Origin of the sequence: Polaromonas sp. (assembly GCF_030680935.1) — a bacterium.
In the GTDB taxonomy this organism is placed as follows: domain Bacteria; phylum Pseudomonadota; class Gammaproteobacteria; order Burkholderiales; family Burkholderiaceae_C; genus Polaromonas.
In genome coordinates this window covers 1-22,009 of the sequence record NZ_JAUXUP010000070.1, presented here as the reverse complement: position 1 = coordinate 22,009, position 22,009 = coordinate 1, and the positions used below count along the sequence as shown (strand labels likewise).

At 62.1% G+C, this 22,009-nt stretch carries 22 protein-coding genes; 15 read left to right on the top strand and 7 right to left on the bottom strand.

What is annotated here, in order from left to right; all coding sequences use genetic code 11:
• Positions 1-20: 20 nt before the first annotated feature.
• The 4 genes from Q8L50_RS16880 to Q8L50_RS16865 form a co-directional block, all read right to left on the bottom strand.
• On the bottom strand, positions 21-3,239 hold the full coding sequence (locus Q8L50_RS16880; protein ID WP_305349797.1) for an efflux RND transporter permease subunit: 3,219 nt from the start codon (positions 3,237-3,239) through the stop codon (positions 21-23).
• A 13-nt stretch (positions 3,240-3,252) separates the two neighbouring features.
• Positions 3,253-4,437: an efflux RND transporter periplasmic adaptor subunit gene (locus Q8L50_RS16875; protein ID WP_305349796.1), complete on the bottom strand. Its 1,185-nt coding sequence runs from the start codon at positions 4,435-4,437 to the stop codon at positions 3,253-3,255.
• The gene (locus tag Q8L50_RS16870; protein WP_305349795.1) at positions 4,434-5,132 is read right to left on the bottom strand and encodes a TetR/AcrR family transcriptional regulator; all 699 of its coding nucleotides are present in this window, start codon (positions 5,130-5,132) and stop codon (positions 4,434-4,436) included. Before Q8L50_RS16870 ends, Q8L50_RS16875 begins: the two co-directional genes overlap by 4 nt.
• Before the next feature lie 81 nt (positions 5,133-5,213).
• The gene (locus tag Q8L50_RS16865) at positions 5,214-5,987 is read right to left on the bottom strand and encodes a YdcF family protein (RefSeq protein ID WP_305349794.1); all 774 of its coding nucleotides are present in this window, start codon (positions 5,985-5,987) and stop codon (positions 5,214-5,216) included.
• 195 nt (positions 5,988-6,182) lie between these two features.
• Between Q8L50_RS16865 and msrA the strand changes: the two genes are divergently transcribed.
• Positions 6,183-6,743 (top strand): peptide-methionine (S)-S-oxide reductase MsrA, encoded by a 561-nt coding sequence (gene msrA / locus Q8L50_RS16860; protein WP_305349793.1) that lies wholly within the window; start codon positions 6,183-6,185, stop codon positions 6,741-6,743.
• 92 nt (positions 6,744-6,835) lie between these two features.
• On the opposite strand, the gene Q8L50_RS16855 is transcribed toward msrA, so the two are convergent.
• The gene (locus tag Q8L50_RS16855) at positions 6,836-7,843 is read right to left on the bottom strand and encodes a succinylglutamate desuccinylase/aspartoacylase family protein (protein WP_305349792.1); all 1,008 of its coding nucleotides are present in this window, start codon (positions 7,841-7,843) and stop codon (positions 6,836-6,838) included.
• A 726-nt stretch (positions 7,844-8,569) separates the two neighbouring features.
• Here Q8L50_RS16855 and Q8L50_RS16850 point away from each other — a divergent pair.
• The 11 genes from Q8L50_RS16850 (at position 8,570) to Q8L50_RS16800 (ending at position 18,984) form a co-directional block, all read left to right on the top strand.
• Complete coding sequence (locus Q8L50_RS16850) at positions 8,570-9,010, top strand: excalibur calcium-binding domain-containing protein (RefSeq protein WP_305349791.1); 441 nt, start codon at positions 8,570-8,572, stop codon at positions 9,008-9,010.
• 86 nt (positions 9,011-9,096) lie between these two features.
• Positions 9,097-9,753: an ABC transporter ATP-binding protein gene (locus tag Q8L50_RS16845; RefSeq protein WP_305349833.1), complete on the top strand. Its 657-nt coding sequence runs from the start codon at positions 9,097-9,099 to the stop codon at positions 9,751-9,753.
• Positions 9,750-10,964: an FtsX-like permease family protein gene (locus Q8L50_RS16840; protein ID WP_305349790.1), complete on the top strand. Its 1,215-nt coding sequence runs from the start codon at positions 9,750-9,752 to the stop codon at positions 10,962-10,964. Before Q8L50_RS16845 ends, Q8L50_RS16840 begins: the two co-directional genes overlap by 4 nt.
• 21 nt (positions 10,965-10,985) lie before the next feature.
• Entirely contained in the window at positions 10,986-11,234 is a 249-nt protein-coding gene (locus Q8L50_RS16835) for a hypothetical protein (protein ID WP_305349832.1), read from the top strand.
• A gap of 104 nt (positions 11,235-11,338) precedes the next feature.
• Entirely contained in the window at positions 11,339-11,923 is a 585-nt protein-coding gene (locus tag Q8L50_RS16830) for a DUF3299 domain-containing protein (RefSeq protein WP_305349789.1), read from the top strand.
• A gap of 6 nt (positions 11,924-11,929) precedes the next feature.
• Entirely contained in the window at positions 11,930-12,307 is a 378-nt protein-coding gene (locus Q8L50_RS16825; RefSeq protein ID WP_305349788.1) for a hypothetical protein, read from the top strand.
• Between the two features lie 78 nt (positions 12,308-12,385).
• Positions 12,386-14,485 carry a TonB-dependent receptor gene (locus Q8L50_RS16820; RefSeq protein WP_305349787.1) on the top strand — a complete coding sequence of 700 codons (2,100 nt, stop codon included), beginning with the start codon at positions 12,386-12,388 and terminating at the stop codon, positions 14,483-14,485.
• A 94-nt stretch (positions 14,486-14,579) separates the two neighbouring features.
• Complete coding sequence (locus Q8L50_RS16815; RefSeq protein WP_305349786.1) at positions 14,580-16,499, top strand: DUF294 nucleotidyltransferase-like domain-containing protein; 1,920 nt, start codon at positions 14,580-14,582, stop codon at positions 16,497-16,499.
• Positions 16,496-17,149, top strand: a complete 654-nt coding sequence (locus tag Q8L50_RS16810) for a 3'-5' exonuclease (protein WP_305349785.1) — start codon at positions 16,496-16,498, stop codon at positions 17,147-17,149. The genes Q8L50_RS16815 and Q8L50_RS16810 overlap by 4 nt, the downstream gene beginning before the upstream one ends.
• A 174-nt stretch (positions 17,150-17,323) precedes the next feature.
• Positions 17,324-17,971: a DUF47 domain-containing protein gene (locus Q8L50_RS16805; RefSeq protein WP_305349784.1), complete on the top strand. Its 648-nt coding sequence runs from the start codon at positions 17,324-17,326 to the stop codon at positions 17,969-17,971.
• A 2-nt stretch (positions 17,972-17,973) separates the two neighbouring features.
• Positions 17,974-18,984 carry an inorganic phosphate transporter gene (locus Q8L50_RS16800; RefSeq protein ID WP_305349783.1) on the top strand — a complete coding sequence of 337 codons (1,011 nt, stop codon included), beginning with the start codon at positions 17,974-17,976 and terminating at the stop codon, positions 18,982-18,984.
• Positions 18,985-19,102: 118 nt separating this feature from the next.
• Here the strand turns inward: Q8L50_RS16800 and Q8L50_RS16795 are convergent, their stop codons facing one another.
• Both Q8L50_RS16795 and Q8L50_RS16790 read right to left on the bottom strand, forming a co-directional pair.
• A complete protein-coding gene (locus Q8L50_RS16795) occupies positions 19,103-19,567 on the bottom strand; it encodes a hypothetical protein (RefSeq protein ID WP_305349782.1) in 465 nt (154 codons plus the stop codon).
• A 25-nt stretch (positions 19,568-19,592) separates the two neighbouring features.
• Positions 19,593-20,120: a GNAT family N-acetyltransferase gene (locus tag Q8L50_RS16790; protein WP_305349781.1), complete on the bottom strand. Its 528-nt coding sequence runs from the start codon at positions 20,118-20,120 to the stop codon at positions 19,593-19,595.
• Positions 20,121-20,290: 170 nt separating this feature from the next.
• On the opposite strand from Q8L50_RS16790, the gene rpsP reads away from it, so the two are divergent.
• The 3 genes from rpsP to trmD are packed head-to-tail and all read left to right on the top strand — an operon-like array spanning position 20,291 to position 21,949.
• Positions 20,291-20,551: a 30S ribosomal protein S16 gene (gene rpsP / locus Q8L50_RS16785; protein ID WP_188708034.1), complete on the top strand. Its 261-nt coding sequence runs from the start codon at positions 20,291-20,293 to the stop codon at positions 20,549-20,551.
• 14 nt (positions 20,552-20,565) lie between these two features.
• A complete protein-coding gene (rimM, locus tag Q8L50_RS16780) occupies positions 20,566-21,141 on the top strand; it encodes a ribosome maturation factor RimM (RefSeq protein WP_305349780.1) in 576 nt (191 codons plus the stop codon).
• Between the two features lie 28 nt (positions 21,142-21,169).
• Positions 21,170-21,949 carry a tRNA (guanosine(37)-N1)-methyltransferase TrmD gene (gene trmD / locus Q8L50_RS16775; protein ID WP_305349779.1) on the top strand — a complete coding sequence of 260 codons (780 nt, stop codon included), beginning with the start codon at positions 21,170-21,172 and terminating at the stop codon, positions 21,947-21,949.
• The last annotated feature ends 60 nt before the right edge of the window (positions 21,950-22,009 follow it).

Below are 22,009 nucleotides of genomic sequence, written 5' to 3'. Positions count from 1 at the left end.
TGGGTGCTGGGGTAAACCCGTTATTTTAGTGGGGGGGTCGACACCGTGACCGGCTGCGCGCGCCGGCTGCTGAAGCGGCGTTTGATCCATTGAGCAAGGTCGTCCAGATAACAATAAGTGACCGGTACCACCACCAGCGTCAGCAGCGACGAGGTGATGACGCCGCCAATAACGGCCTGGCCCATGGGTGCGCGTTGCTCGGAGCCTTCGGTCAGCGCGAAAGCCAGCGGCACCATGCCGAAAATCATCGCCAACGTGGTCATTAAAATCGGGCGCAGGCGCACGCGGGCCGCTGTCAGCAGCGCTTCGCTGCGTTCCATGCCTTCATCGCGCATGCGGATTGCAAAGTCCACCAGCAAAATCGCATTCTTGGTGACCAGGCCCATCAGCATCACCACACCAATAATGGAAAACATCGACAGGGTGGAGCGGAACAGCAGCAAGGCCAGCACCACACCAATCAGCGTCAGCGGCAGCGATGTCATCAGCGCCAGGGGTTGCAGAAAACTCTTGAACTGGCTGGCCAGGATCATGTAGATGAACAAAATGGCCAGCACCAGCGCCGATATGGCGTAACCAAAGGACTCGGCCATGTTTTTGGTGGATCCGCCAAACTGGTAGCGGTATCCCGGCGGAAAGTGGATGCTGTCCAGCGCCTTGCGGATGTCGCCAGATACCTCACCGGCAGACCGGTTGTACACATTGGCATTGATGGCGACTTCACGCGTCAGGTCACGCCGGTTGATCTGGTTGGGCCCGGTGGTTTCCCTGACGGTGGCCACCTGGCTCAAACGCACGTTGCGCGTGGAACCGTCTGCGTTGCTGCCTATGACCGTGCTGATAAAGGGCAGGCGCTCCAGGTCTTGCGGCGCATTGCGCGCGTCGGGTGCCAGGCGTACGTTCACGTCATAGGTCTGGTCGTCGAGTGCGCGCCAGTTGCCCACCGTCTGCCCGGCCACCAGGGTGCGCAGGGAGGCGGCGATCTGCGCCACCGTCAGGCCCATGTCGGATGCGGCGTCACGTTTGACATCGACCTGTATCGTCGGCTTGTCGGCCTTCAGGCTGGAGTCCAGGTCCACCAGGCCGGGTATGCCATTGATCTTGTCCATGACCAGGCGGCTCAAGCGCTCCAGCTCCCGCAGGTCGGTGCCCTGTAATGAAAACTCCACCTGTTTGTTGCCACCCACCGCGTCCAGCAAACCGACATGGGTGACGGTGATGCCGGGCACCTGTTTGAGCCGGTCCCTCAGCACCCCGGACAACTGATCCACACTGCGGCTGCGCGCCTTGCGGTCCACCAGGCGCACATAAATGCTGGCGTACATCTTGCCCTGGGCGTTGCCGGTGTTGATGGTGGCCAGGGTGTACCTGACTTCCGGAAATTCGCGCAATATGGTTTCGACCTGCCGGGTTTTGGCCTCGGTGGCTTCCAGCGAAGAGCCGACTGGCGTGTAGAAGTTGAGTGAGGTTTCGGAAAAATCAGCCTTGGGCACAAACTCGGTACCGAGCAGCGGCACCATGAAAATGCTGGTGACAAAAATCGCCAGCGCCAGCCCGACTGTGGCCAGTTTGTGCACCAGCGACCAGCGCAGGATGCGCTGGTAAGTTTCGGCCAGCGAGTCGGTGGCGCGCTCAAACCAGCCGGTCACGCGGCCTATGGTCTTGTCGTAAAAAGTCACTGGCGCATGGTGTTTGCCGTGGGCTTCAATGCTCGGGTCGTGCCAGATGCTGGACAACATCGGGTCCAGGGTGAAGCTGACAAACATCGAGATCAGCACCGCCGCCACGATGGTGATGCCGAACTCATGAAAAAACTTGCCAATGATGCCGCCCATGAAACCAATCGGCAGAAACACCGCAACGATGGAAAACGTGGTGGCCAGCACGGCAAGCCCAATCTCCTGCGTGCCGTCCAGCGACGCCTGGTACGCCGTTTTACCCATCTGCACATGGCGCACGATGTTCTCGCGCACCACAATCGCATCGTCAATCAGCAGGCCCACACACAGGCTCAGCGCCATCAGGGTGATCATGTTGATGGTGAAGCCAAACAGGTTCATGAACAGGAAGGTGCCGATGATGGATATCGGCAAGGTCAGCCCGGTGATCACCGTAGAGCGCCAGGAGTTCAGGAACAGGAAAACGATCAGGATGGTCAGCAACGCGCCTTCAATCAGCGTGCGGCGCACGTTTTCAACCGCCACGCGGATGGGCCGTGAGCCGTCGCCGATCTGCTCCAGCCGCGTGCCTGCCGGCAGTTGCGCCTGCAGCTCCTTGAGGGCATTGTTCAAACCATCCACCACAGCAATGGTGTTTTCACCCTGGGCCTTTTGCACCGTCAGCAGCAGGGTGCGCTGGCCGTTGTACAGGGCCAGGCTGTCGATCTCCTGCGAGCCATCGCGAATGCTGGCCACCTGATCGACCGTCACCGCCGCGCCGCCACCCGCGCCGGTTTTGCGCGCCACAATGATCTTGCCAAAGTCTTCAGGCCGTTTCATGCGGGCATCAATTTTGACGATGCGTTCCTGCGTCAGTGAGCGGATGGCGCCCACCGGCAAGTCCTGGTTTTCGTTGCGCACGGCGCTGGCCACCTGGTCGGCAGTGATGCCCAGCGCCTCCATGGCCTGCGGGTTCAGGTAAATGTTGATCTCGCGCTTGCTGCCGCCGACCAGGGAGACAGCGCCGACGCCGCGCACATTTTCCAGCCGCTTTTTGAGCACCTGGTCGGCCCAGTTGGTGAGTTCAACGGCTGTTGGGGTGCTACCTGTCGAAGCCTGTCCTTCGACAAGCTCAGGACGAACGGTCGGCAGCACAGCCACCGACCAGATGGCGCGATTGGCCGGGTCAAAACGCAGCACACGGGGCTCTTTCACCTCGGTGCGCAGCAGCGGGCGCAGCGAGGCGATTTTTTCGCGCACGTCTTCAGCCGCCTTGCGGCCGTCAATGTGCAACTGGAACTCTATGATGACGACCGACTGGCCCTCGTAGCTGCGCGAGGTCAGGGCGCTGATGCCGGCAATCGAGTTGACGCCCTCCTCGATTTTTTTGGTGACTTCGCTTTCCACAATCTCGGGCGATGCGCCCGGGTATTCGGTAGTGACCACCACCACCGGGAAATCGATGTTCGGAAACTGGTCCACCTGCAGGCGCTGGTAAGAAAACAGGCCCAGCACCACGATGGCGAGCATGACCATGGTCGCGAAGACCGGGTTTTTCAGACTGACCTGGGTAAACCACATACAGTTGGAGCCCTCAGGGGGCCGGTTTGAGCGCTGATGCGGCTGGCGCTGCGGCAGTGGCGCCCTGGGTGAACTTGACCGCCGTGCCCTCGCGCAGTGCACCCACGGCGCCCGCAATCACCAGCGCGTTTTCTGCCAGGCCCTTGACGGCCACCATGGCTTCTTTGCCGTCTGCGCTGTTGCCGCGCACACCCATTTCAACGGCCTTGTGGGTCACCTGATTATTTTCAACCACCTGCACATACGGCGCTGGCTTGTCGGTACGCACGGCGCTAAGCGGCACGGCCAGGCTGGACACGCGTGTGGTGCCTAGCGCACCCTGCGCAAACAGCCCTTGCCGCAGGCCGGTGGTACTGCCGCTGTTGGCCACGCTGAGGTAAACCAGCACGCTGCGGCTGCCACCCTGCGCGCTGGGGTTGATACGCGCCACGCTGGCGTTGACGGTTTGTGCGCTGCCTTCGATCTGCAACACGGCGGTCTGGCCTGGCCGCACTGCCAGGGCGTCGGCTGCGCTCAGGCTGGCCTCCAGTTCAAGCCGGCTCAGGTCCACCACTTCCAGCACCCGGGCGTCGATGCCAACCCGTTCGCCGGGTTGAGCCAGACGCTGTGCTATCTGGCCCGAGAGCGGGGCACGCAGCACCGTGTCGTCCAGCGATTTTTTGGCCACATCGGCGGCGGCCAGCGCTGCCTTGTGGTTCGATTGGGCGGCGTGAAGGTTGGCCAGCGAGGTGTCCAGTGCTGTTTTGGAGATAAAACCCTGGTCCACCAGCGCCTTGTTGTTGTCGTACTGGCGCTGTACCACTTCGGTTTGCGCCTTGGCCGAGTCGGCCTGCTCCTGTGCCTGCTGCACGCGCGACTGGTACTCGCGGGCATCGATGCGCGCCAGCACCTGTCCGGCCTTGACAAAGTCGCCTTCGCGCACGGTCAGGCCCTGCAATTCGCCAGCCACCCTGGCTTTGACAAAAGCCGAGTTGACGGCCTTGAGTGAGCCCGACACCGGCAGGCCCTGGCTGAGTTCCACGGTTTTGGCCTGCAACACATCGGTGGCGGCCAGCTCAATCACGGTCTGTGCTTTTTCGGCGTTTGCTACGGCCAGTGCCTGCTGCTGTTTCTTGCGTGCCGACAGGGCGCCGACCACCGCACTGGCCAGCAAGAGCAGAACCACAAGGCCTATGACCCATTTGATCCAGGGTTTCATTTTTTTGCTTTCGCGGAAACGGTAGGGGAAGAGGGCGCGGTACACATGCCATGAAGAATCGTGTCAATCTGCACAGCGATGTATTTGCCGGCGTTGTCTGCCAGCGCGGGGTCTGCACAGGTACCCGCCGAGTGTTTGGCGATGATCAGGTAGATCATCGGTGCAATCACACTGTAAATCGCATAGTCGAGATTCATCGGGCGAAATTCACCCCGGTCTATGCCGCGCTGCATGATGCGGCGTATCAGCGCCTGCCCCGGCTGAATGACCTCTTGCTGATAGAAGGCCGCAATTTCGGGAAAGTTACCGGCCTCGCTCATCATCAGTTTGGTGATGCCGGAGGCCCGGGTGGTACCCACGCGCTCCCACCAGACCGTCATGCAATAAGCCAGCATCTCGGAGGCCGTGCCTTCAAAAGTCTCGAACTCCTCGTTCCATTCCTTGAAACGGCCAGAGATGTTTTCACGCACCACCGCCTTGAAAAGTTCTTCCTTGCTTTGAAAGTACAGAAACAGCGTGCCCTTGGACACGCCGGCGCGAGCAGCCACTTCTTCGGCGCGGGTGCCGGCAAAGCCTTTTTCCACAAACAGCTCCAGAGCCGCGTCCAGCAACTCGCCCGGGCGCGCTTCCTTGCGCCGCTCGCGTTTGCCCGCCAGGGTGGCGGTTTGTTCAGAGATGAATTTGGAGAGGGACATTTTTACTGACTGACTGGTTAGTAATGTAGCCATTGACTCCCGGTTCGTCAAGCCACGCCTGTGCGGGCAAGGTGGTAAAGCTCAAGTAAAGCGCTGCGCCAACAAGCCCAGCCATTCCTTGAGTACTGCGCGGGAGGCTTCCAGTCCGTCGGCCGAGGGCAACCACTCCAGCACGCCATTGCGGCTGGGCAGGATAAAACCCATGGGGGCGGCGGTCACGGTGAAGCCGGCGGCTTCAAATGCCCGCACGGATCGTGGCATGTGTGACGCATGGGTCACCAGCACAATCCGCTGAACGCCGTCTTTGAGCAACAGCGGGCGCAGCAGGCGCGCGTTTTCTGATGTGTCGCGCGACTGGCTGTCTATCCACTTCAGGGCCAGGCCGTAGTCCTGCAAGGCCGCGCGGCGCGCCACTTCACCTTCCGACAGGGTTTGCGTCTGCGCAGCGCCCCAGCCCAGGCCCCCGGCAAAAGCGACCGGCAGTCCGCTTTGCCGGGCCAGCCGGGCGCCGTAACGCAAACGCATGGCCGCAGCGGCCGATGCCTGAGACTCGCCATACTCGGGCGCGGTAGGGTGCACGCCGCCGCCCAGCACCACAATGGCTTGCGCCCCGCTGGTCTTTAGTGCGGCCATCGACAGCGCGGTTTGTTGCGGCAACAGATTCAGCGCCAGCCACACCGCCACCGCATGGCAACTGAGCAACCACAGCACGGCACTGCCCAGAAACGCCAGCGTCAGGCCAGCGGCTTTTCTTCGCACCGCGAGGACAAGCCCCAGCAATACCAGCAACAGCGGCGCGGCGGGTGGCAGCAGCAGGGTGCTCAGAATGGGCTTGAGTTCGCCAAGTGAAATCATTGCAATATGCTCTTGAATTGATAGCTGCTTGCGCTGGTCAGATAGGGGCCGGGGCAGTATTTGATGCTTGAAAATGCGCCACAGGGCACAGCGCGGCAAACGTTGCGGAAACCAGGGTTTTCAGCTGGCGGGGGTCGGTACAAGGGATTTTCCCGGATGATCGGCATTTGATCGCTGGATAAAAAAGGACGATTTATGGAACAGGACAAGTTTACGGGCGCGGGGCTGCAGACCATCACGCTGGGCGGCGGCTGCTTCTGGTGCACAGAAGCTGTGTTTGTGCAGGTGCGCGGCATTGAGGATGTGGAGTCCGGCTACAGCAACGGCCACGTCACGAGCCCCACTTACGAGCAGGTGTGCACCGGCACCACCGGGCACAACGAAGTCGTCAAGCTGGTTTACGACCCGGCGCAGATCAGCCTGCGGGCGATTCTGGAAATTTTCTTTGTCATCCACGACCCGACCACGCTGAACCGCCAGGGCAACGACAGCGGTACGCAGTACCGCAGCGGTATTTATTACTCGACGCCAGAGCAAAAGCAGGTGGCTGAAGACATGGTCAGCGAGCTGAACGCACAAAAGTTGTTTGGCAAACCGGTGGTGACCGAGGTACTGGCGCTGTCCAACTACTCCGCCGCCGAGGCCTACCACCAGGACTTCTTCGAGAAAAACCCGAATCAGGGTTACTGCATGGCGGTGGCCGGGCCGAAGGTGGCGAAGTTCCGCAAGACTTTTTCGGAGTACGCGAAGGCGTGAGCGCAGCGCTTTGCTGCCATCCTCGGCCGCCCCACCGTTCGCCCTGAGCTTGTCGAAGGTGCTTCGACAAGCTCAGCCCGAACGGACCAGCGTCATGCCGTCCGGCGCCGCGCCATGTAAAACCACTCCTGGCCCGGTTCGGCACGCGGGTTGGGAAACACCACAAAACCGTCGTGCGGCGCGGTCACTTGGGCGCCGCTGTGGCGTGTGCCAATCAAGTCACCGGCCTGCACCGCATCAAAGCTGCGCCATTCGCGGGCAAAACTGTCGCCGGCGTGTTCGCGATCCGTCACATCGACCAGGCGCAGGATCTCGCGTTCTGTAGTGGAGGTCTCCAGCGGCTGCGACACCATGTTCAGCAGCGCCAGCGTTTGCAAAATCGCATGGCGCGCGACCTGCACGCCTTGCGGGTCGTCGTGCTGGCCACACTCCAGCGTCACGCCGTAACCGCCGCGCGAACGCATGTACTCGGCGGTGCCCACGCCGTAGTTCGGGTTCGTTACCAGCGTCTGCGCCCGCGCCGTGCCAGCCGGTACCGGTGTGGCAGCGCGCCGCTGCACACCACGCGCATAGGTGTCCAGCCAACCCTCCACAATACGCGGCGCACCGGTGCACAGGGCCAGCTGCATTTCTGCGTCGGCGTCGCTGAAGGGCTCCAACGTGCCGCTGTTGTTCTGCGGGCCAATCATCACAAAGGGCGCGCCGCCGGTGTGGAAGGAATGCAGGTCCAGCAACACCTCATGCGCATCAAGCAGCGGGCACAAGACATTGGCAATGCGGTCTTCAAAATCCTGCGCAATCGCACTGGGCGCCATGTTGCGGTTCAGGTTGCGCTCACCGGTGCGCTGCTGGCGCTTGTAGGCCAGCGGGTTGGTGATGGGCACGAAGGTCACGCTGCCGCGTTCGATGTTGAGATGGCCGCTGTCGATGTCTTGCAGCAGTTGTGTGATCGCTTTGGTGCCGCAGACCTCGTTGCCGTGCACTGCGCCGAGGATCAGCAGCTTGGGGCCGGGCGCCAAACCGTGGAAGGTGTGGGTGTGCAGGTGGGTGGGGTGGGGTGGGGGTGAGGAGGGCGCTGCGCCCGGGTGCTTGTCGGTCATGATTTGTTGTTTATACAGTGCTTCCTCAAGCCCCGTGCGGCTTGATTTGCTTGCATCTCCTGTATTCGCAGGGTGCGAAGCGTGCATCTTCGCGTCTATGATCTGCGGTGTTTGGTGCCTGTTTTATCGACATGACTGGAGTATGCGATGTGCATGAATTCGTTATCTGACAAGGACTTGTCAGTGGCCGAGGCGACCAAGTTATACCGCAAGCTATGCGGTCTAAATTACGTTGGGCGTCACTTGTGATGCCAACGAAAAGGAAAAGTCTGTGTCTCTGCGGGCATCGCTAGGCGTGTTTGTCGAACGGCCGCGTAGAACAGCGCTGCTTGCATTTCTGCTAGTCGTCTTGGGGGTCATCTCTATCAGCGGGCTGGTACCTCTCTCTGCAAATAGACAGTACTTTCCAGGTCACGCCTGGCTGCTTGCCGGTCTATGTTGGGCAGTTGCCATTTCACTCGGTTACTGCGCGGCGATCGGCCTAAAGTCTGGCATTCAAAAGGAGTCAAAAGAGTGAATCGAAGCCCCTCTGTTTGTGGCGCCGCAATTGATCGACGGGGCACGCGGCAAGCCGAGCTGTCGAGCCTAGCCTTCTCCTACTCTTCCTCTTCGTTCATCGAAATCAGTGCCGCGCCACCTGTGACGCCCAACCCTTCAATCGAGAGGACGTGCCCCGGCAAGCCGGGTCACGCCTCTCATCTCAAACGTTAAGTGCAAGCAAATAACATGTACTCGCACATAGCCACTTCCTCCCATCACATCCACACCACGCTGCCTGCAACCTCCTGCCTCCTCAGCGTATTGGCGGCTCTTGTGTTCGCCGTGTCCGGAGTCGCAGCTGCGCCAGCGAACAAGTGTGTGCTTAACGGGACGGTCACCTATCAGCAAGGGCCGTGTCCAACAGGTGAAGTTAGAAAGCCTCCCACAGTTCAAGAGCTGAACGCTGCAGAGAAGAGACGGCGTGCGGCGGCGGTTGCCACATCTCCCGACAAGCTTGTTCCTGCGGCTCCTCGCGTGTCCAGCGGCTTCAGTTGCGACAGACGAAAGTACTGCTCCCAGATGACGTCCTGTGCCGAGGCCAAATACTTCCTTGCCAACTGCCCCGGTGTACAGATGGACGGCGACGGAGATGGCGTTCCCTGCGAGCAGCAGTGGTGTAGTCGCTAGCACCCATCCATCGTCAGGCGCTACTCAAACCTTCACATCCACTCATGAGCACGACATTCACCGCCGAGGGTGGCTGCGCTGGCGGCATGATCAGCACCCGGCAACTCGCCTACCAGTACCCGGGCGGCGCCGAGATACGCTTTGACGATATGACCGTGCCGCAGGGTGGAGTGCTGCTGCTGCGCGGCGCTTCGGGCTCGGGCAAGTCGACCTGGCTGGCGCTGGCGGCGGGGTTGCTGGCGCCTACCGCAGGCGACATCACGGTTGCCGGCCAGTCGCTGGCCGCGCTGGGCAAGGTCGCGGGTGATGCCTGGCGCGCCAGAACGATTGGTTTTCTGCCGCAAAAACTGCACTTGAGCGACGCGTTGACGGTGCACGCCAATCTGGCAATGGCGCAATGGGCGGCGGGGCAGGCGCAGGACGACGGCCGCATCCATGAGTCATTGGCGGCACTGGGTGTGGCTGAGCTGGCCGCCCGCAAACCAGGCCAGCTCTCGGGTGGGCAAGCCCAACGAGTCGCGCTGGCGCGTGCGGTGCTGCTGCAACCCAAAGTGATTCTGGCCGATGAGCCGACGGCCAGCCTGGACGACGAGGCAGCGCAGCAGGCGGTGCAATTGCTGCAGGCCATCGCCACGCGGTACGGCGCCACGCTGGTGATCGCCACGCACGATGCGCGGGTAGCCGCCAATCTCGATAGCCAAATCGGCTTCCAGCCTTTATCCCTTTTGCGCAAGCAGCTATGAATACGATAGCAATTGCCTGGCGGTTTTTGTGGGCCCGGCCGCTGGCGGCGGGCCTGAACCTGCTGTTGCTGAGCCTGGGCCTGGCCTCGCTGAGTTTTGTGCTGCTGGTCAGCCACCAGATAACGCGGGCGTTTGATCGTGACCTGGCCGGCATCGATGTGGTGGTGGGCGCCAAGGGCAGCCCCATGCAACTGATTCTGTCGGGCGTGTTTCACCTGGACGTGCCGACCGGCAATGTGCCGCTGGCAGCGGTCAAGGCCCTGGCGCAGCACCCGCAGGTGGCCAAACTGATTCCGTTGAGCCTGGGCGACAGCTACAGCGGCTTTCGCATCGTCGGAACCACACCGGCTTACATCGCGCACTACCAGGCCAGCTTTGCGCAGGGCGGCGTGTGGGCCGCGCCGCTACAGGCGGTGCTGGGCGCGCAGGTGGCGGCGCAGACCGGGCTGAAAGTGGGCGAACGTTTTGTGGGCAGCCACGGTTTGGGCAGCGGCGGCGCCAGCCACGGCCAGGCGCCTTATGTGGTCAGTGGCGTGCTGGCGGCCAGCGGCTCGGTGCTGGACCGGCTTGTGCTGACCGCGCAAGAGTCGGTCTGGCAGGTGCACGAAAAAATGCATGAGGGCGACACCGCACTGGACGACGAAGACCGCAAGACGCTGGAGGCCGAACGCGAGGTCACGCTGGCGCTGATTCAATACCGAACCCCGCTGGCCGCGGTGACGTTTCCGCGTTTTGTGAACAGCACCACCGAGATGCAGGCCGCCGCGCCGGCGCTGGAGATCACCCGGCTGCTCAACCTGATTGGCGTGGGCACCGACGTGTTGCGCGCGCTGGCGGGGGTGCTGCTGCTGACGGCCGGCCTGAGCGTTTTTATTGCCCTGTGGAGCGCGGTACGCGAGCGCCGCGCCGATCTGGCGCTGCTGCGTTTGCTGGGCGCGCCACCGCGCAAGGTGGCGGCACTGCTGCTGTGCGAGGCATTGTGGCTGGCGCTGCTGGCAGCGGTGATTGGCGTGCTGGCGGGCCAGGGGCTGATGGCGCTGCTGGGCTGGCTGCTGCAGCTGGAAAAATCAGTTCTGATCGGTACGCTGGCGTGGCCGGTGGGGCTGCTGGGTGTGCCGGTACTGGCCGTGGGCGTGGCGCTGCTGTCGGCCTTGCTGCCCGCGTACGAGGCTTACCGCGTCAATGTGTTTGAACTTTTACAATCGAGGTGAACCAACATGACTCTGAAATTTATGAAAAATATGCTTCCAGCCCTTGCTGGACTTGCGCTGGCAGCTATGTTTTCGATAGCGCATGCACAACACAAGGATGCAGAAACCAAAGAGGACATCCAGCGCCACCGGGCCATGGCAGCCGCGCACGAGGCCGCTGCCAAATGCCTGGAGTCCGGCAAGAAGGAAGACGTCTGCATGAAAGACCTGCAGGCCTCTTGCAAAGGCCTGGCGGTGGGTAAATACTGCGGCATGAAACACGCGCACTGAGTTTGGTCTGTCATTGCGGACCTCATCCGCACTCCATGGATCCCGGATCGAGTCCGGGATGACAGCCAAGGCATGTTGTCCAAGCACCGTCTCCGGAGAAACCCATGAACAGTTTTGCTTTCGCCACCTTCAAGACTTCGCCCTTGCTGCTGACCCTGCTGTTGGCGGCTGGCGCGGCACAGGCCCAATTGAGCTCACCCCTGCCCCCGGGCAGCAGCAAGCCCGCTGCGGGCAAAGCTGCCCCTGCACCCCTTGGCAGCATTGATTTGCCAGCCGGGCAGGGTGCCGGTGTGCACGGGGCCAACAGCCCGTTTGCGCCACTGGCGCCAAGAACAGACGTGGTGCCCTGGTCGGTGCTGACTGATGTCAAAACCAAAAACGAGAAGAACCGCATCCTGCCGGTGTTCACTGCCAGCCAGATGGGCATGAACGACAAAACCCAGCGCATCCAGGGCTTCATGATGCCGCTGGAGCCGGGCAAAAAGCAGCGCCATTTCCTGCTGTCGTCGGTGCCGCTGAGCTGCTCGTTCTGTCTGCCGGGCGGGCCAGAAAGCATGGTCGAGGTCAAGACCAGAACTCCGGTGGAATACAGCATGGAGCCGGTGGTGGTAGAGGGCCGCCTGCAGGTGCTGCACGACGATCCGTATGGCCTGTACTACCGCATCAACGATGCGGTGACGGTGAAGTAAGCCCGCATGGTCTTCAGGCGCATGGCGCTCCGGGTGGCCTGGGCTTATCTGGCCCTGGTGTTCTTGCTCGCGCCCATGCTGGGCCTGATGCACGGGCTGACCCATGGCCCCGGGGACTCGCGCCACGCGGCACCGGCGCATCTTGTTGAAGCCGATGAGAGCAGCCATGCGCACGGCTGGCTGGCCGATCTGTTTTCTGCCCATGCGGACGAGTCGGATTGCCGCGTCTACGACCAGCTTTGCCACGGCGATGCTGTTCCGGCCCTTCCCCTGATGGCATTGCCTTTGGTGTTGACCGCGTTTGTTTTTCTCTTTCTACAGGGCGAAACACTCGCCCGACGGGCCGCGCTTTTCGAAGCGCGCGGTCCACCCCTGACTCGCTGAATCCCCTCTCTGAAGCCGCTAAACGCACCTTTTTCGGGTGCTGTTTGGTGTTTCCCGTTCCCGATTCAACGAGTCCTCATGAAAAAATTATTTCCCCGCAGTGCCATAGGCACGGCTACCTTGTCCCTGCTCGCCCTTGGCAGCACCACCGTGCTGGCGCAGACGCCGGCTTCTACCCTGAAAACAATCACCGTCACCGGCAACCCGCTGGGCAGCACGGATTTGATAACACCCGCCACGCAGTACTCAGGCGACGGCCTGTTGCTACGCGCCAAAACCACCCTCGGTGAGACACTGGACGGCACGCCGGGTGTCAGCAGCACCTACTTTGGCCCGAACGCCAGCCGGCCCATCATCCGCGGGCTGGATGGCGACCGCATCCGTATCCTGTCCAACGGCGGCGGATCGCTCGACGCATCCAGCCTCAGTTATGACCACGCGGTGACCAGCGACCCGCTGAGCATGGAGCGCATTGAAGTGTTGCGAGGGCCCGGCGCGCTGCTGTACGGTGGCAGCGCGGTGGGGGGTGTGGTCAATGTGATCGACAACCGCATTCCGCGCGAGGCGCAGTTTGACGACAAAGGCGGCATCAGCGGCAAGGTGGACATCAACGCCGCCAGCGGCAATTCAGAACGCGGCAAGGGTGTGCTGCTGGAGGCCGGCAATCAGCGCTACAGCCTGCATGTGGACGCCTTTGACCGCAAGACCAGCGACGTGCGCGTGCCGCGCGACCTGGCCTGCACCAAGACCGCAGTAACCACCACAGCCAGGCGTATCTGCAATTCAGCAAGCGATACGAGCGGCGGGGCAGTGGGGGGGTCGGTGTTTTTTGCCGACGGTTACCTGGGCGCCTCGGCCAGCAACTACCGAAGCACCTACGGCACGGTGGCTGAAGACAGGGTCACCATTGGCATGAAGTCGGACCGCTATGCAATGGAAGGTGAAATACGCAATCTGCACGGTCCGCTGCAAAGCATCAAGGCGCAATACAGCCAGACGGACTACAGCCACACCGAGTTTGAAGGCTCGCGGGCCGGCACGGTTTTTACCAACAAGGGCAGTGACCTCAGGCTGGAAGCGCGCCACGCCAGGGTTGGCAACATCGACGGCGTGCTGGGGGTGCAAACCGAATCGAACCGCTTTTCTGCGGTGGGCACAGAGGCTTTTGCGCCTTTCAGCAAGACCTCCCAGTCGGCCTTGTTTGCTTACGAAGAGCTTGGCACCGATTGGGGCAAGTGGAGCCTGGGTGGCCGGGCAGAGTCTGTGGACGTGACGTCGTTTGGCAACCCGAGGGTGGCGCGTTTTACCCCTGCCAGCAGAAGCTTCAAGCCCGGCAGTTACGCACTGGGCGCATTGTGGAATGCCGCGCCCGGCTGGCAAATGACGAGCAATTTGGCGCACACAGAACGGGCGCCCAGGGACTACGAGCTGTTTGCCGATGGCCCGCACATTGCCACGGGTGCTTATGAGGTCGGCAATGCCAATCTGGCCAAGGAGCAATCGAACAACCTGGACGTGGGCGCGGCCTGGAAGTCGGGCGGACACAGCTTCAAGGTCAATACCTATGTCAGCCGCTTTAAAAACTACATTGCCCTGAACCAGACGACGGGCGTGAGGCGTAATGCCGAAGATGGCGAGGTCAACCCGACCGAAGACGCCGGCAATACCGGGTTCACGGCGTCTGGCGCGGCGTTCAGGCCGCTGGCCGAGTTTCGGTACCAGCAGGTGAGGGCGCGTTTCACTGGCATCGAGGCCAGTGGCAACATCCGTCTGCAGGAGGGCGCCTCCACGGTGGACCTGGCACTGCGCGGCGATCTGGTGCGCGCCACCAACCTGAGCAACGGCCAGCCTTTGCCGCGTATTGCGCCATGGCGGGTGGGGGCGTCGCTGCTCTGGGCCAGCGGGCCCTGGGGTGCGAGTGTGGGCTTTGACCACCTGGCTGCGCAAAAGCGTGTGCCGGCCGCACCGACGGGAGCAAGCTCGGCGTACACGCTGTGGAACGCGGGCTCGTCTTACCGCATCAAGGCGGGTGCGGCCGCGCTGCTTTGGTACGCCCGGCTGGACAACATCACCGACAAGCTGGCCTACAGCGCGACCTCGGTGTTGACCAGCACGGCCTTTCCGAAGGCGCCTTTACCGGGGCGCAGTTTGAAGGTGGGCTTGCAGGCGAGCTTTTAGGGTCGGGCGGCGCAGGGCCGAGGGTTTGCGCTGGATCAGCGCCGGGGTCAGAGCCGTCCCGGATAATGTCCTGAGACACTAGGAGTCAACCGTGATGGATGCTGCCCCCTCGCCTGCGCCTCTCCCTCCCCTTCATGCCGACCTGAGCCCGTCAAGTAGCCTGCTGGCCAACCTGCGGCTGGAGTTGATGCGTTACCCGCCGTTTGCGCAGATGCAGGCCAGTGCGGTGGACTACTTTTTGAGTCACGCGCAGCAAAATTATTTTGCGCCCGATGAGTTGCTGCTTTCGCCCGACAGTGGGTCTGTCAAGGAGTTGTTTTTTATACGCCAGGGCGCGGTGATTGGCGAGCGTGGCCTGGCCGAGTTGTCGGGCGGTGCGTTTCACTATGAGCCGGGCGAGATGTTTCCCGTCAGTGCCGCGGTAGCGCAGCGTGCGGTGACGGCCACTTACCGCGCGGTGGCCGACACCTTTGTGCTGACCTTGCCGCTTGAGGCCATGCATGCGCTGGCCGTGCTAAGCCCGACGTTCGCCGATTTTTTGAACCGGCGCATCCTGAAGTTTCTGGACCTGTCGCGGCGTGCGCTGCAGGTGGCTTATGCCTCACAGGCGCTGGCCGAGCAGTCGCTGGAGACACCGCTGGGCGATGTGGTGCGCCAGGCGCCCAGCAGCTGCCTGCCCGACACGCCGCTGCGGGACGCATTGGCTCAGATGCACCAGCAGCGCATAGGCTCGATGCTGGTCACCGATGCGGCCATGCGGCCGCTGGGTATTTTGACCCGCTACGACATATTGGGCCGGGTCACGCTGGCCGGACTGCCGCTGGAGACCCCGATTGCGCAGGTGATGGCGCAGCCGGTGCACACGCTCACACATGCGCACACTGCGCTGGATGCGGCGTTGCTCATGAGCCAGCACGGCATCCGCCATGTGCCGGTGACGCGGGACGGGGTGGCGATCGGCATGGTGTCAGAGCGCGACCTGTTTGCAATGCAGCGCCTGAGTCTCAAACAGGTCAGCACCTCGATCCGCTCGGCGGCCGACGTGGACACACTGAAGATGGTGGCGCAGGACATACGCCGTTTTGCGCACAGCCTGCTGGGGCAGGGCGTGCACGCGCGTCAGCTCACGGCGCTGATCAGCCACCTCAACGACGTGCTGATTGCGCGTCTGCTGGCGCTCAAGGCAGAGGAACACGGCGTGGACCTGAGCCGGATGTGCTGGCTGGCACTGGGCTCGGAAGGGCGCAGCGAGCAGACGATTTCCACCGATCAGGACAACGCGCTGATCCTGCCGGACGACAGCGCGCCAGAGCAGCGCGCGGCGGCGCTGCGTTTTGGACGCGATGTCAATCTGGCGCTGGACGCCTGCGGCTACCCGCTGTGCCGGGGCGGCATCATGGCCGGAGAGCCGGCCTGTTGCCTCACGCTGCGCGAGTGGCGGGAGCGTTTTGCGCACTGGGTAGAACACGGCGCGCCGCATGACCTGCTCAATGCCAGCATTTATTTTGACTTTCGCGCGCTGGCCGGGGACAGCACGCTGGCGCACAAGCTGCGGCTGGAGGTAACCGAGGCGGCGCGCCGGGCACCGCGCTTCATCAAGCAACTGGCCGTCAATGCCCTGTTGCGCAGCGCGCCGCTGAACTGGACCGGCAACCTGGCGGTGGATGACGCAGGCCTGATTGACCTCAAACTTCAGGGCGCCGCGATTTTTGTGGATGTGGCGCGTATCTATTCGTTGAGCCACGGGATCACCGAGACCAACACCCGTGAAAGGCTGGAGGCCGTGGGACCGCTGCTTGGGCTGGCAGCGCCCGAGTACCTGGCCTGGGTCAGCGGCTTTGAGTTTTTGCAGACGCTGCGTTTGCGCATACAGCTTGAAGGCACCGCAGCGCCGCAGCAGCCCAACCACATGAAGGTCGCCAGCCTGAACGATATCGACAGGCGCATCCTGCGCGAGTCGTTTCGCGTGGCGCGCTCGTTGCAGCAGCGCCTGCAACTGGACTTTGACCGATGAGCTGGGCCGACTGGTTCAGGCGACGCCTGGGCAAGCTGTACGACGTGAACGAGGCGCGCTGGGTGGTGCTGGACGTGGAAACCACCGGGCTGGACCCGCAGCGCGACCAGCTGCTGGCCATTGCGGCGATCGCCGTCCAGGTGGACTGGCCACGAAAACGCCTGACCGTTTCCCTGGGCGACAGTTTTGAAGTGGTGCTGCGCCAGTCTTCTGTGGGCTCCAGCAAAGACAACATCCTGCTGCACGGCATCGGCTTGCAGCGACAGCGCGAAGGGGTTCCGCCTGGCGATGGCTTGCAGGCTTTTGCGCGCTTTGTTGGCAACTCGCCGCTGCTGGCGTTTCATGCGCCGTTTGACCAGGCGATGATCGGGCGGCACATCAAAGTCCATCTGGGCGCCGAGCTGCCGAACCGCTGGGTGGACATCGAGGCGCTTTGCGCGGTGACACACGAGAAGGTCAAGGCACGCGCGCTGGACGAATGGCTGGCTCACTTTGACATTGTCTGCAGCGTCAGGCACCAGGCGGCGGCCGACACGCTGGCCGAGTGTGAGCTGCTGCTGCGTATCTGGCCGAAGATTGCGCGGCAATGCAGCAACTGGCGCGATGTGGAGAAGCTGGCCGCGCGCCAGCGCTGGATTGCGCGGGCCTGAGGGCTTGCAAATGTGTTACCCGATACGCTATTTAATTGATAGCTTCTCGCGCTTGCCAGATAAGGGCTGCGGCCGGAAATTATCATAATACCGGACGCCGCTGAAGCAGCGGGGTAAACTCGCTTTGTCACAAATCTGTCATATATCTGGCAGCCACCGTCCGGGGAGTTGAAGATGCTGTTTGGCAAGTTGCTGCCGCGCGAAGGCAATTTTTTTGAGCTGTTCAATCAGCACGCCGACCTGATCGTGAAGGCCGCACGCGCCTTCTCGAACCTGGTGGCCAATTACAGCGACGTTGAAAAGCGCGAAGCCTTCAACCGCGAGGTGGACACCGCCGAGCGTGCTGCAGACCGCATCACGCAAGAGGTCAACCGCATGTTGCACAAGACCTTCATCACGCCGATTGATCGCGAGCAGATCCACTCGCTGATCAACACCATGGACGATGTGGCCGACCTGATCCAGGATTCGGCTGAAACCATGGCGCTGTACGACGTGCACCACATGACCGATGAAATCGTGCGGCTGACCGACCTCAGCGTCAAATGCTGCGAGCGCCTGAAGGACGCGGTGGCCTTGATTGACAAGCTCAGCGATGCCGCGACGGCCGAGGCCGCGCTGAAAACCTGCGAAGAGATCGACAAGCTGGAATCTGACGCCGATCGCGTGATGCGTTCGGCCATGAGCAAGCTGTTTCGTGAAGAACCCGACGTGCGTGAGGTCATCAAGCTCAAGGCGATTTACGAGTTGCTGGAGACCATCACCGACAAGTGTGAGGACGTCGCCAACCTGATCGAGGGCATCGTCCTCGAAAACTCCTGATCATGCAGACAGCGCAAACCGCCCTGTGGATCATCATCATGCTGGTGATGCTGGCGCTGGCCTTCGACTTCATGAACGGGTTTCATGATGCCGCCAACTCGATCGCCACTGTGGTGTCGACCGGCGTGCTCAAGCCCGGCCAGGCGGTGCTGTTTGCAGCGTTTTTCAACTTTGTGGCGATTTTTGTTTTTCACCTCAGTGTGGCCGCCACGGTGGGCAAAGGCATTGTGCAGCCCGGTGTGGTCGATACCCATGTGGTCTTTGGTGCGCTCATAGGCGCTATCAGCTGGAACCTGGTCACCTGGTACTACGGCATCCCCAGCAGTTCGTCCCACGCGCTGATTGGCGGTATTGTGGGTGCGGTGCTGGCCAAGTCGGGTGCAGGTTCACTGGTGTCGACCGGTATCCTCAAAACCGTGGCATTCATCTTTGTCTCTCCGGTTCTGGGATTTCTGCTGGGCTCCATGATGGTGGTGGTGGTGGCCTGGGCCTTTCGCCGCGCCACGCCTTCGCGTGTGGACCGGTGGTTCCGGCGCTTGCAACTGGTTTCTGCCGGCGCTTACAGTCTGGGGCATGGTGGCAACGATGCGCAGAAGACCATAGGCATCATCTGGATGCTGCTGATTGCCACCGGTTACACCGCCGCCAGCGACGCCGCCCCGCCGCTGTGGACGATCATCAGCTGCTACGCGGCGATAGCCGCAGGCACCATGTTCGGTGGCTGGCGGATTGTCAAAACCATGGGCCAGAAAATCACGAAGCTCAAGCCGGTGGGTGGTTTCTGCGCCGAAACCGGTGGAGCCATCACACTTTTTCTGGCCACCGGCCTGGGCATTCCGGTATCGACCACCCACACCATCACGGGTGCCATCGTTGGAGTGGGGGCGACACAACGGGCCTCGGCCGTGCGCTGGGGCGTCGCCGGCAACATTGTCTGGGCCTGGATCTTCACGATTCCCGCCTCGGCCTTTGTGGCGGCGATAGCCTACTGGGTCAGCCTGCAGCTGTTTTGAAGTTGCACTTCCCGATGATCTGAATACCAGCCGGGGCCGCGGAACCGGCTTCGCCGGGCCGCTGGCGCAGCGCCCCAAGGGGGCAGAGAGCTACACGAAGTGAGCGAACGTGGGGGCGCTATTTCTCCTGCGAAATCTTGCGGCCTTCCTCAACCTGGTATTCAAAGTAGCGCTGGAAGCTGAACACAATGCTCGACATCATGGCAATCGTGCCAAACAGCAGAGCCAGCACCACGGCGGCCATGGTCAGCCAATTGGTTTTACCCGCAGTGGCGTCAGGTGCGGCAAGCGGGTTGTGCTGCAGATTCCATTTTTCGGGTGCCATCAGGCCGTAATAAATGGCCGTGAGGGCGGTGGCCGCCAGCGTGAAACCCAGCAGCGGAATCAGGGCCCATGCAAGCTGGTCGTCCTGCCCGTACAGACGCACGCGCTGCACACCCCACCAGCCCACTGCAGCAAGGGCCGGATGTATCCAGGCCAGCAGATCGGTCCAGCCATACAGGTAAAGCCGGTGCACGCCCAGCTGACCACCCACAAACGCCAGCCAGGTCGCCAGCGTCTTGTTTTTACTTCTGGAGGTCATCAGGGCTTTCGAAAGAGGGGAGTGGTCAGGCGTCCTGAGGCGGCGTCGTGTCGCCCGCGCCCAGTGTTTTTTGCATGATCACAATATCACGCCAGGCGCCGAACTTCCAGCCGCAGGACTCGATGACCCCGACCTGTGTGAAGCCCAGTGCGCGATGCACACCAATCGATCCGGCGTTGGCGGAGTCGCCAATCACAGCCATGACCTTGCGTATGCCCACGGCTTCGCAGCGTGCCAGCAACTCGGTGAGCAGCAGGCGGCCCAGGCCTTTGCCCTGTTGGTCCGGCGCCAGGTAGATCGAATCTTCGACCGAAAACCGGTAAGCCGGGCGGGGCTTGAACCAGTTGCCGTAGGCAAAACCGACAACGCTACCAGCTTCTTCGGCCACCAGGTAAGGCAGGCCTTTGGCCAGGACGTCGGCGCGCCGCGCCAGCATGTCGGTCACGCTGGGCGCCTCGGTTTCAAAGGTGCCGGTACCGTTCAGAACGTGGTGGGCATAGATGGCGGTGATCGCCGGCAGGTCGGCTTCAAGGCTGGGTCGTATCAGTGTCATGGGGTGTCAAAAGGGGTGGTGGTGGGAGTTGGGATGGCCTGCCGCGGGTCGGCGGGTTATAATCTGCGGCTTTGCAGCATTTCGCTGGCCGGGTGCCATGTCGTGTGTCTCAATCGCTGCAGGAACATTTTGGGGTGAATTTTTTCACCCCGCCACCCGAAGGATAAATCATGGTCGTCATCCGACTCTCGCGCGGCGGTTCTAAACACCGTCCATTTTTCAATATTGTTGTGGCTGACAAACGCGTCCGCCGCGATGGCCGTTTCATCGAGCGCATCGGTTTTTATAACCCGATTGCCAAAGGTGGTGAAGAAGGCCTGCGTATCGAGCAGGACCGTCTGACCCATTGGCTGGGCGTGGGCGCCCAGGCGTCCCCCACCGTGGAGCGTCTGGTCAAGCAGGGTGCTGCTGCAGCGCCCAAGGCCGCCTGAGCCTGGAGCTTTAAATGCTGCCCGGCCTTGAGCCGTCCGGTTTGCCGGACGATGCCATTGAAGTCGGGCGCATTCTTGACGCCTGGGGCGTCAAGGGCTGGGTCAAAATCCTGGCCCACAGCGCCTCGTCCGAGGCGCTTTTTTCTTCCAGTCGCTGGTTTTTGCAGCCGCCTGAGGCCAAACACCGCCCCGGCTTTGACGCTTTTTCCGGCACGGTGATACTGACCGTCAGCGAGTCCAAAACCCATTCTGACTCGGTGGTTGCCAAGTTTGCGGGCATCGATGACCGCACCCCGGCCGAAGCCCTGCGTGGCGCGCGTATTTTTGTGCCGCGCAGCAGCTTTCCCAAAGCCGGCAAGGACGAGTATTACTGGGTCGATCTGCTCGGCCTGAATGTGCTCAACCGTGAAGGTGTGGCTTTGGGTAACGTGCGCGACCTGATGGCCACCGGCCCGCATTCGGTCTTGTGTGTGGAATACACCGAAGGCGATCAGACGCTGGAGCGCATGATCCCTTTTGTGGCGGCCTATGTGGATGCCGTCGATCTGCCGGGCAAGACCATCACGGTGGACTGGCAGCCAGACTATTGATCTGGTGCGGCGGGCGCAAAATACAGCCATGCGTTTTGACGTCATCACCCTGTTCCCCGAGCTTTTTGCGCCGTTTTTGACGAGCGGCGTGACGCGCCGCGCCTATGAGTCCGGCTTGGTGGACGTCAGGCTCTGGAACCCGCGCGATTTTGCCGAGGGCAATTACCGCCGGGTCGATGACCGCTCTTTTGGCGGCGGCCCGGGCATGGTGATGATGGCCGAGCCGCTGGCGCGCTGCCTGGAATCCATCCGCGCGGACCGCGCAGAGCCGGCGGGTCAGCAAGCGCCTGCGGTGCTGTTCTCACCGATTGGGCACCCGTTGAACCACACCGCCGTGGCGCGCTGGTCGGCCAGCGCCGGGGCAGTATTGATTTGTGGCCGGTATGAAGGCCTGGACCAGCGTTTTGTCGACAGCTATGTGGACCAGCAGATCAGCCTGGGCGACTTCGTGTTGTCCGGCGGCGAAATCCCTGCCATGGCCCTGCTGGACGCGGTGGCGCGCCTGCAACCGGGCGTGCTCAATGACGAAGGCAGCCACCAGTTCGACAGCTTCAACCCGGCGCTGGACGGTTTGCTCGATTGCCCGCACTACACGCGGCCGGAGATCTGGCGGGGGCAAGGCGTTCCAGACACGCTGTTGTCTGGAAACCACGCTCACATCGAAGGCTGGCGGCGCGAACAGCGGCTGGCCCTGACCCGGCAGCACCGGCCGGAACTGCTCGAAAGCGCGCGCACGGCTGGACGGCTGGACAAGACGGATGAGGCGTTTTTGCGCAGCCTGGCGGCAAAATCCTCCCAACAGCCATAAATTGCTATAATCATCGGCTTTTCGGTCCTCTGACGGCCACTGCAACCATGTTGATCCTCC

Bases quoted from the DNA above. Each gene is read 5' to 3' on its own strand.
- Q8L50_RS16880 (WP_305349797.1), bottom strand. From the start codon at position 3,239: ATGTGGTTTACCCAGGTCAGTCTGAAAAACCCGGTCTTCGCGACCATG.
- Q8L50_RS16875 (WP_305349796.1), bottom strand. From the start codon at position 4,437: ATGAAACCCTGGATCAAATGGGTCATAGGCCTTGTGGTTCTGCTCTTG.
- Q8L50_RS16870 (WP_305349795.1), bottom strand. From the start codon at position 5,132: ATGTCCCTCTCCAAATTCATCTCTGAACAAACCGCCACCCTGGCGGGC.
- Q8L50_RS16865 (WP_305349794.1), bottom strand. From the start codon at position 5,987: ATGATTTCACTTGGCGAACTCAAGCCCATTCTGAGCACCCTGCTGCTG.
- msrA (WP_305349793.1), top strand. From the start codon at position 6,183: ATGGAACAGGACAAGTTTACGGGCGCGGGGCTGCAGACCATCACGCTG.
- Q8L50_RS16855 (WP_305349792.1), bottom strand. From the start codon at position 7,843: ATGACCGACAAGCACCCGGGCGCAGCGCCCTCCTCACCCCCACCCCAC.
- Q8L50_RS16850 (WP_305349791.1), top strand. From the start codon at position 8,570: ATGTACTCGCACATAGCCACTTCCTCCCATCACATCCACACCACGCTG.
- Q8L50_RS16845 (WP_305349833.1), top strand. From the start codon at position 9,097: ATGATCAGCACCCGGCAACTCGCCTACCAGTACCCGGGCGGCGCCGAG.
- Q8L50_RS16840 (WP_305349790.1), top strand. From the start codon at position 9,750: ATGAATACGATAGCAATTGCCTGGCGGTTTTTGTGGGCCCGGCCGCTG.
- Q8L50_RS16835 (WP_305349832.1), top strand. From the start codon at position 10,986: ATGAAAAATATGCTTCCAGCCCTTGCTGGACTTGCGCTGGCAGCTATG.
- Q8L50_RS16830 (WP_305349789.1), top strand. From the start codon at position 11,339: ATGAACAGTTTTGCTTTCGCCACCTTCAAGACTTCGCCCTTGCTGCTG.
- Q8L50_RS16825 (WP_305349788.1), top strand. From the start codon at position 11,930: ATGGTCTTCAGGCGCATGGCGCTCCGGGTGGCCTGGGCTTATCTGGCC.
- Q8L50_RS16820 (WP_305349787.1), top strand. From the start codon at position 12,386: ATGAAAAAATTATTTCCCCGCAGTGCCATAGGCACGGCTACCTTGTCC.
- Q8L50_RS16815 (WP_305349786.1), top strand. From the start codon at position 14,580: ATGGATGCTGCCCCCTCGCCTGCGCCTCTCCCTCCCCTTCATGCCGAC.
- Q8L50_RS16810 (WP_305349785.1), top strand. From the start codon at position 16,496: ATGAGCTGGGCCGACTGGTTCAGGCGACGCCTGGGCAAGCTGTACGAC.
- Q8L50_RS16805 (WP_305349784.1), top strand. From the start codon at position 17,324: ATGCTGTTTGGCAAGTTGCTGCCGCGCGAAGGCAATTTTTTTGAGCTG.
- Q8L50_RS16800 (WP_305349783.1), top strand. From the start codon at position 17,974: ATGCAGACAGCGCAAACCGCCCTGTGGATCATCATCATGCTGGTGATG.
- Q8L50_RS16795 (WP_305349782.1), bottom strand. From the start codon at position 19,567: ATGACCTCCAGAAGTAAAAACAAGACGCTGGCGACCTGGCTGGCGTTT.
- Q8L50_RS16790 (WP_305349781.1), bottom strand. From the start codon at position 20,120: ATGACACTGATACGACCCAGCCTTGAAGCCGACCTGCCGGCGATCACC.
- rpsP (WP_188708034.1), top strand. From the start codon at position 20,291: ATGGTCGTCATCCGACTCTCGCGCGGCGGTTCTAAACACCGTCCATTT.
- rimM (WP_305349780.1), top strand. From the start codon at position 20,566: ATGCTGCCCGGCCTTGAGCCGTCCGGTTTGCCGGACGATGCCATTGAA.
- trmD (WP_305349779.1), top strand. From the start codon at position 21,170: ATGCGTTTTGACGTCATCACCCTGTTCCCCGAGCTTTTTGCGCCGTTT.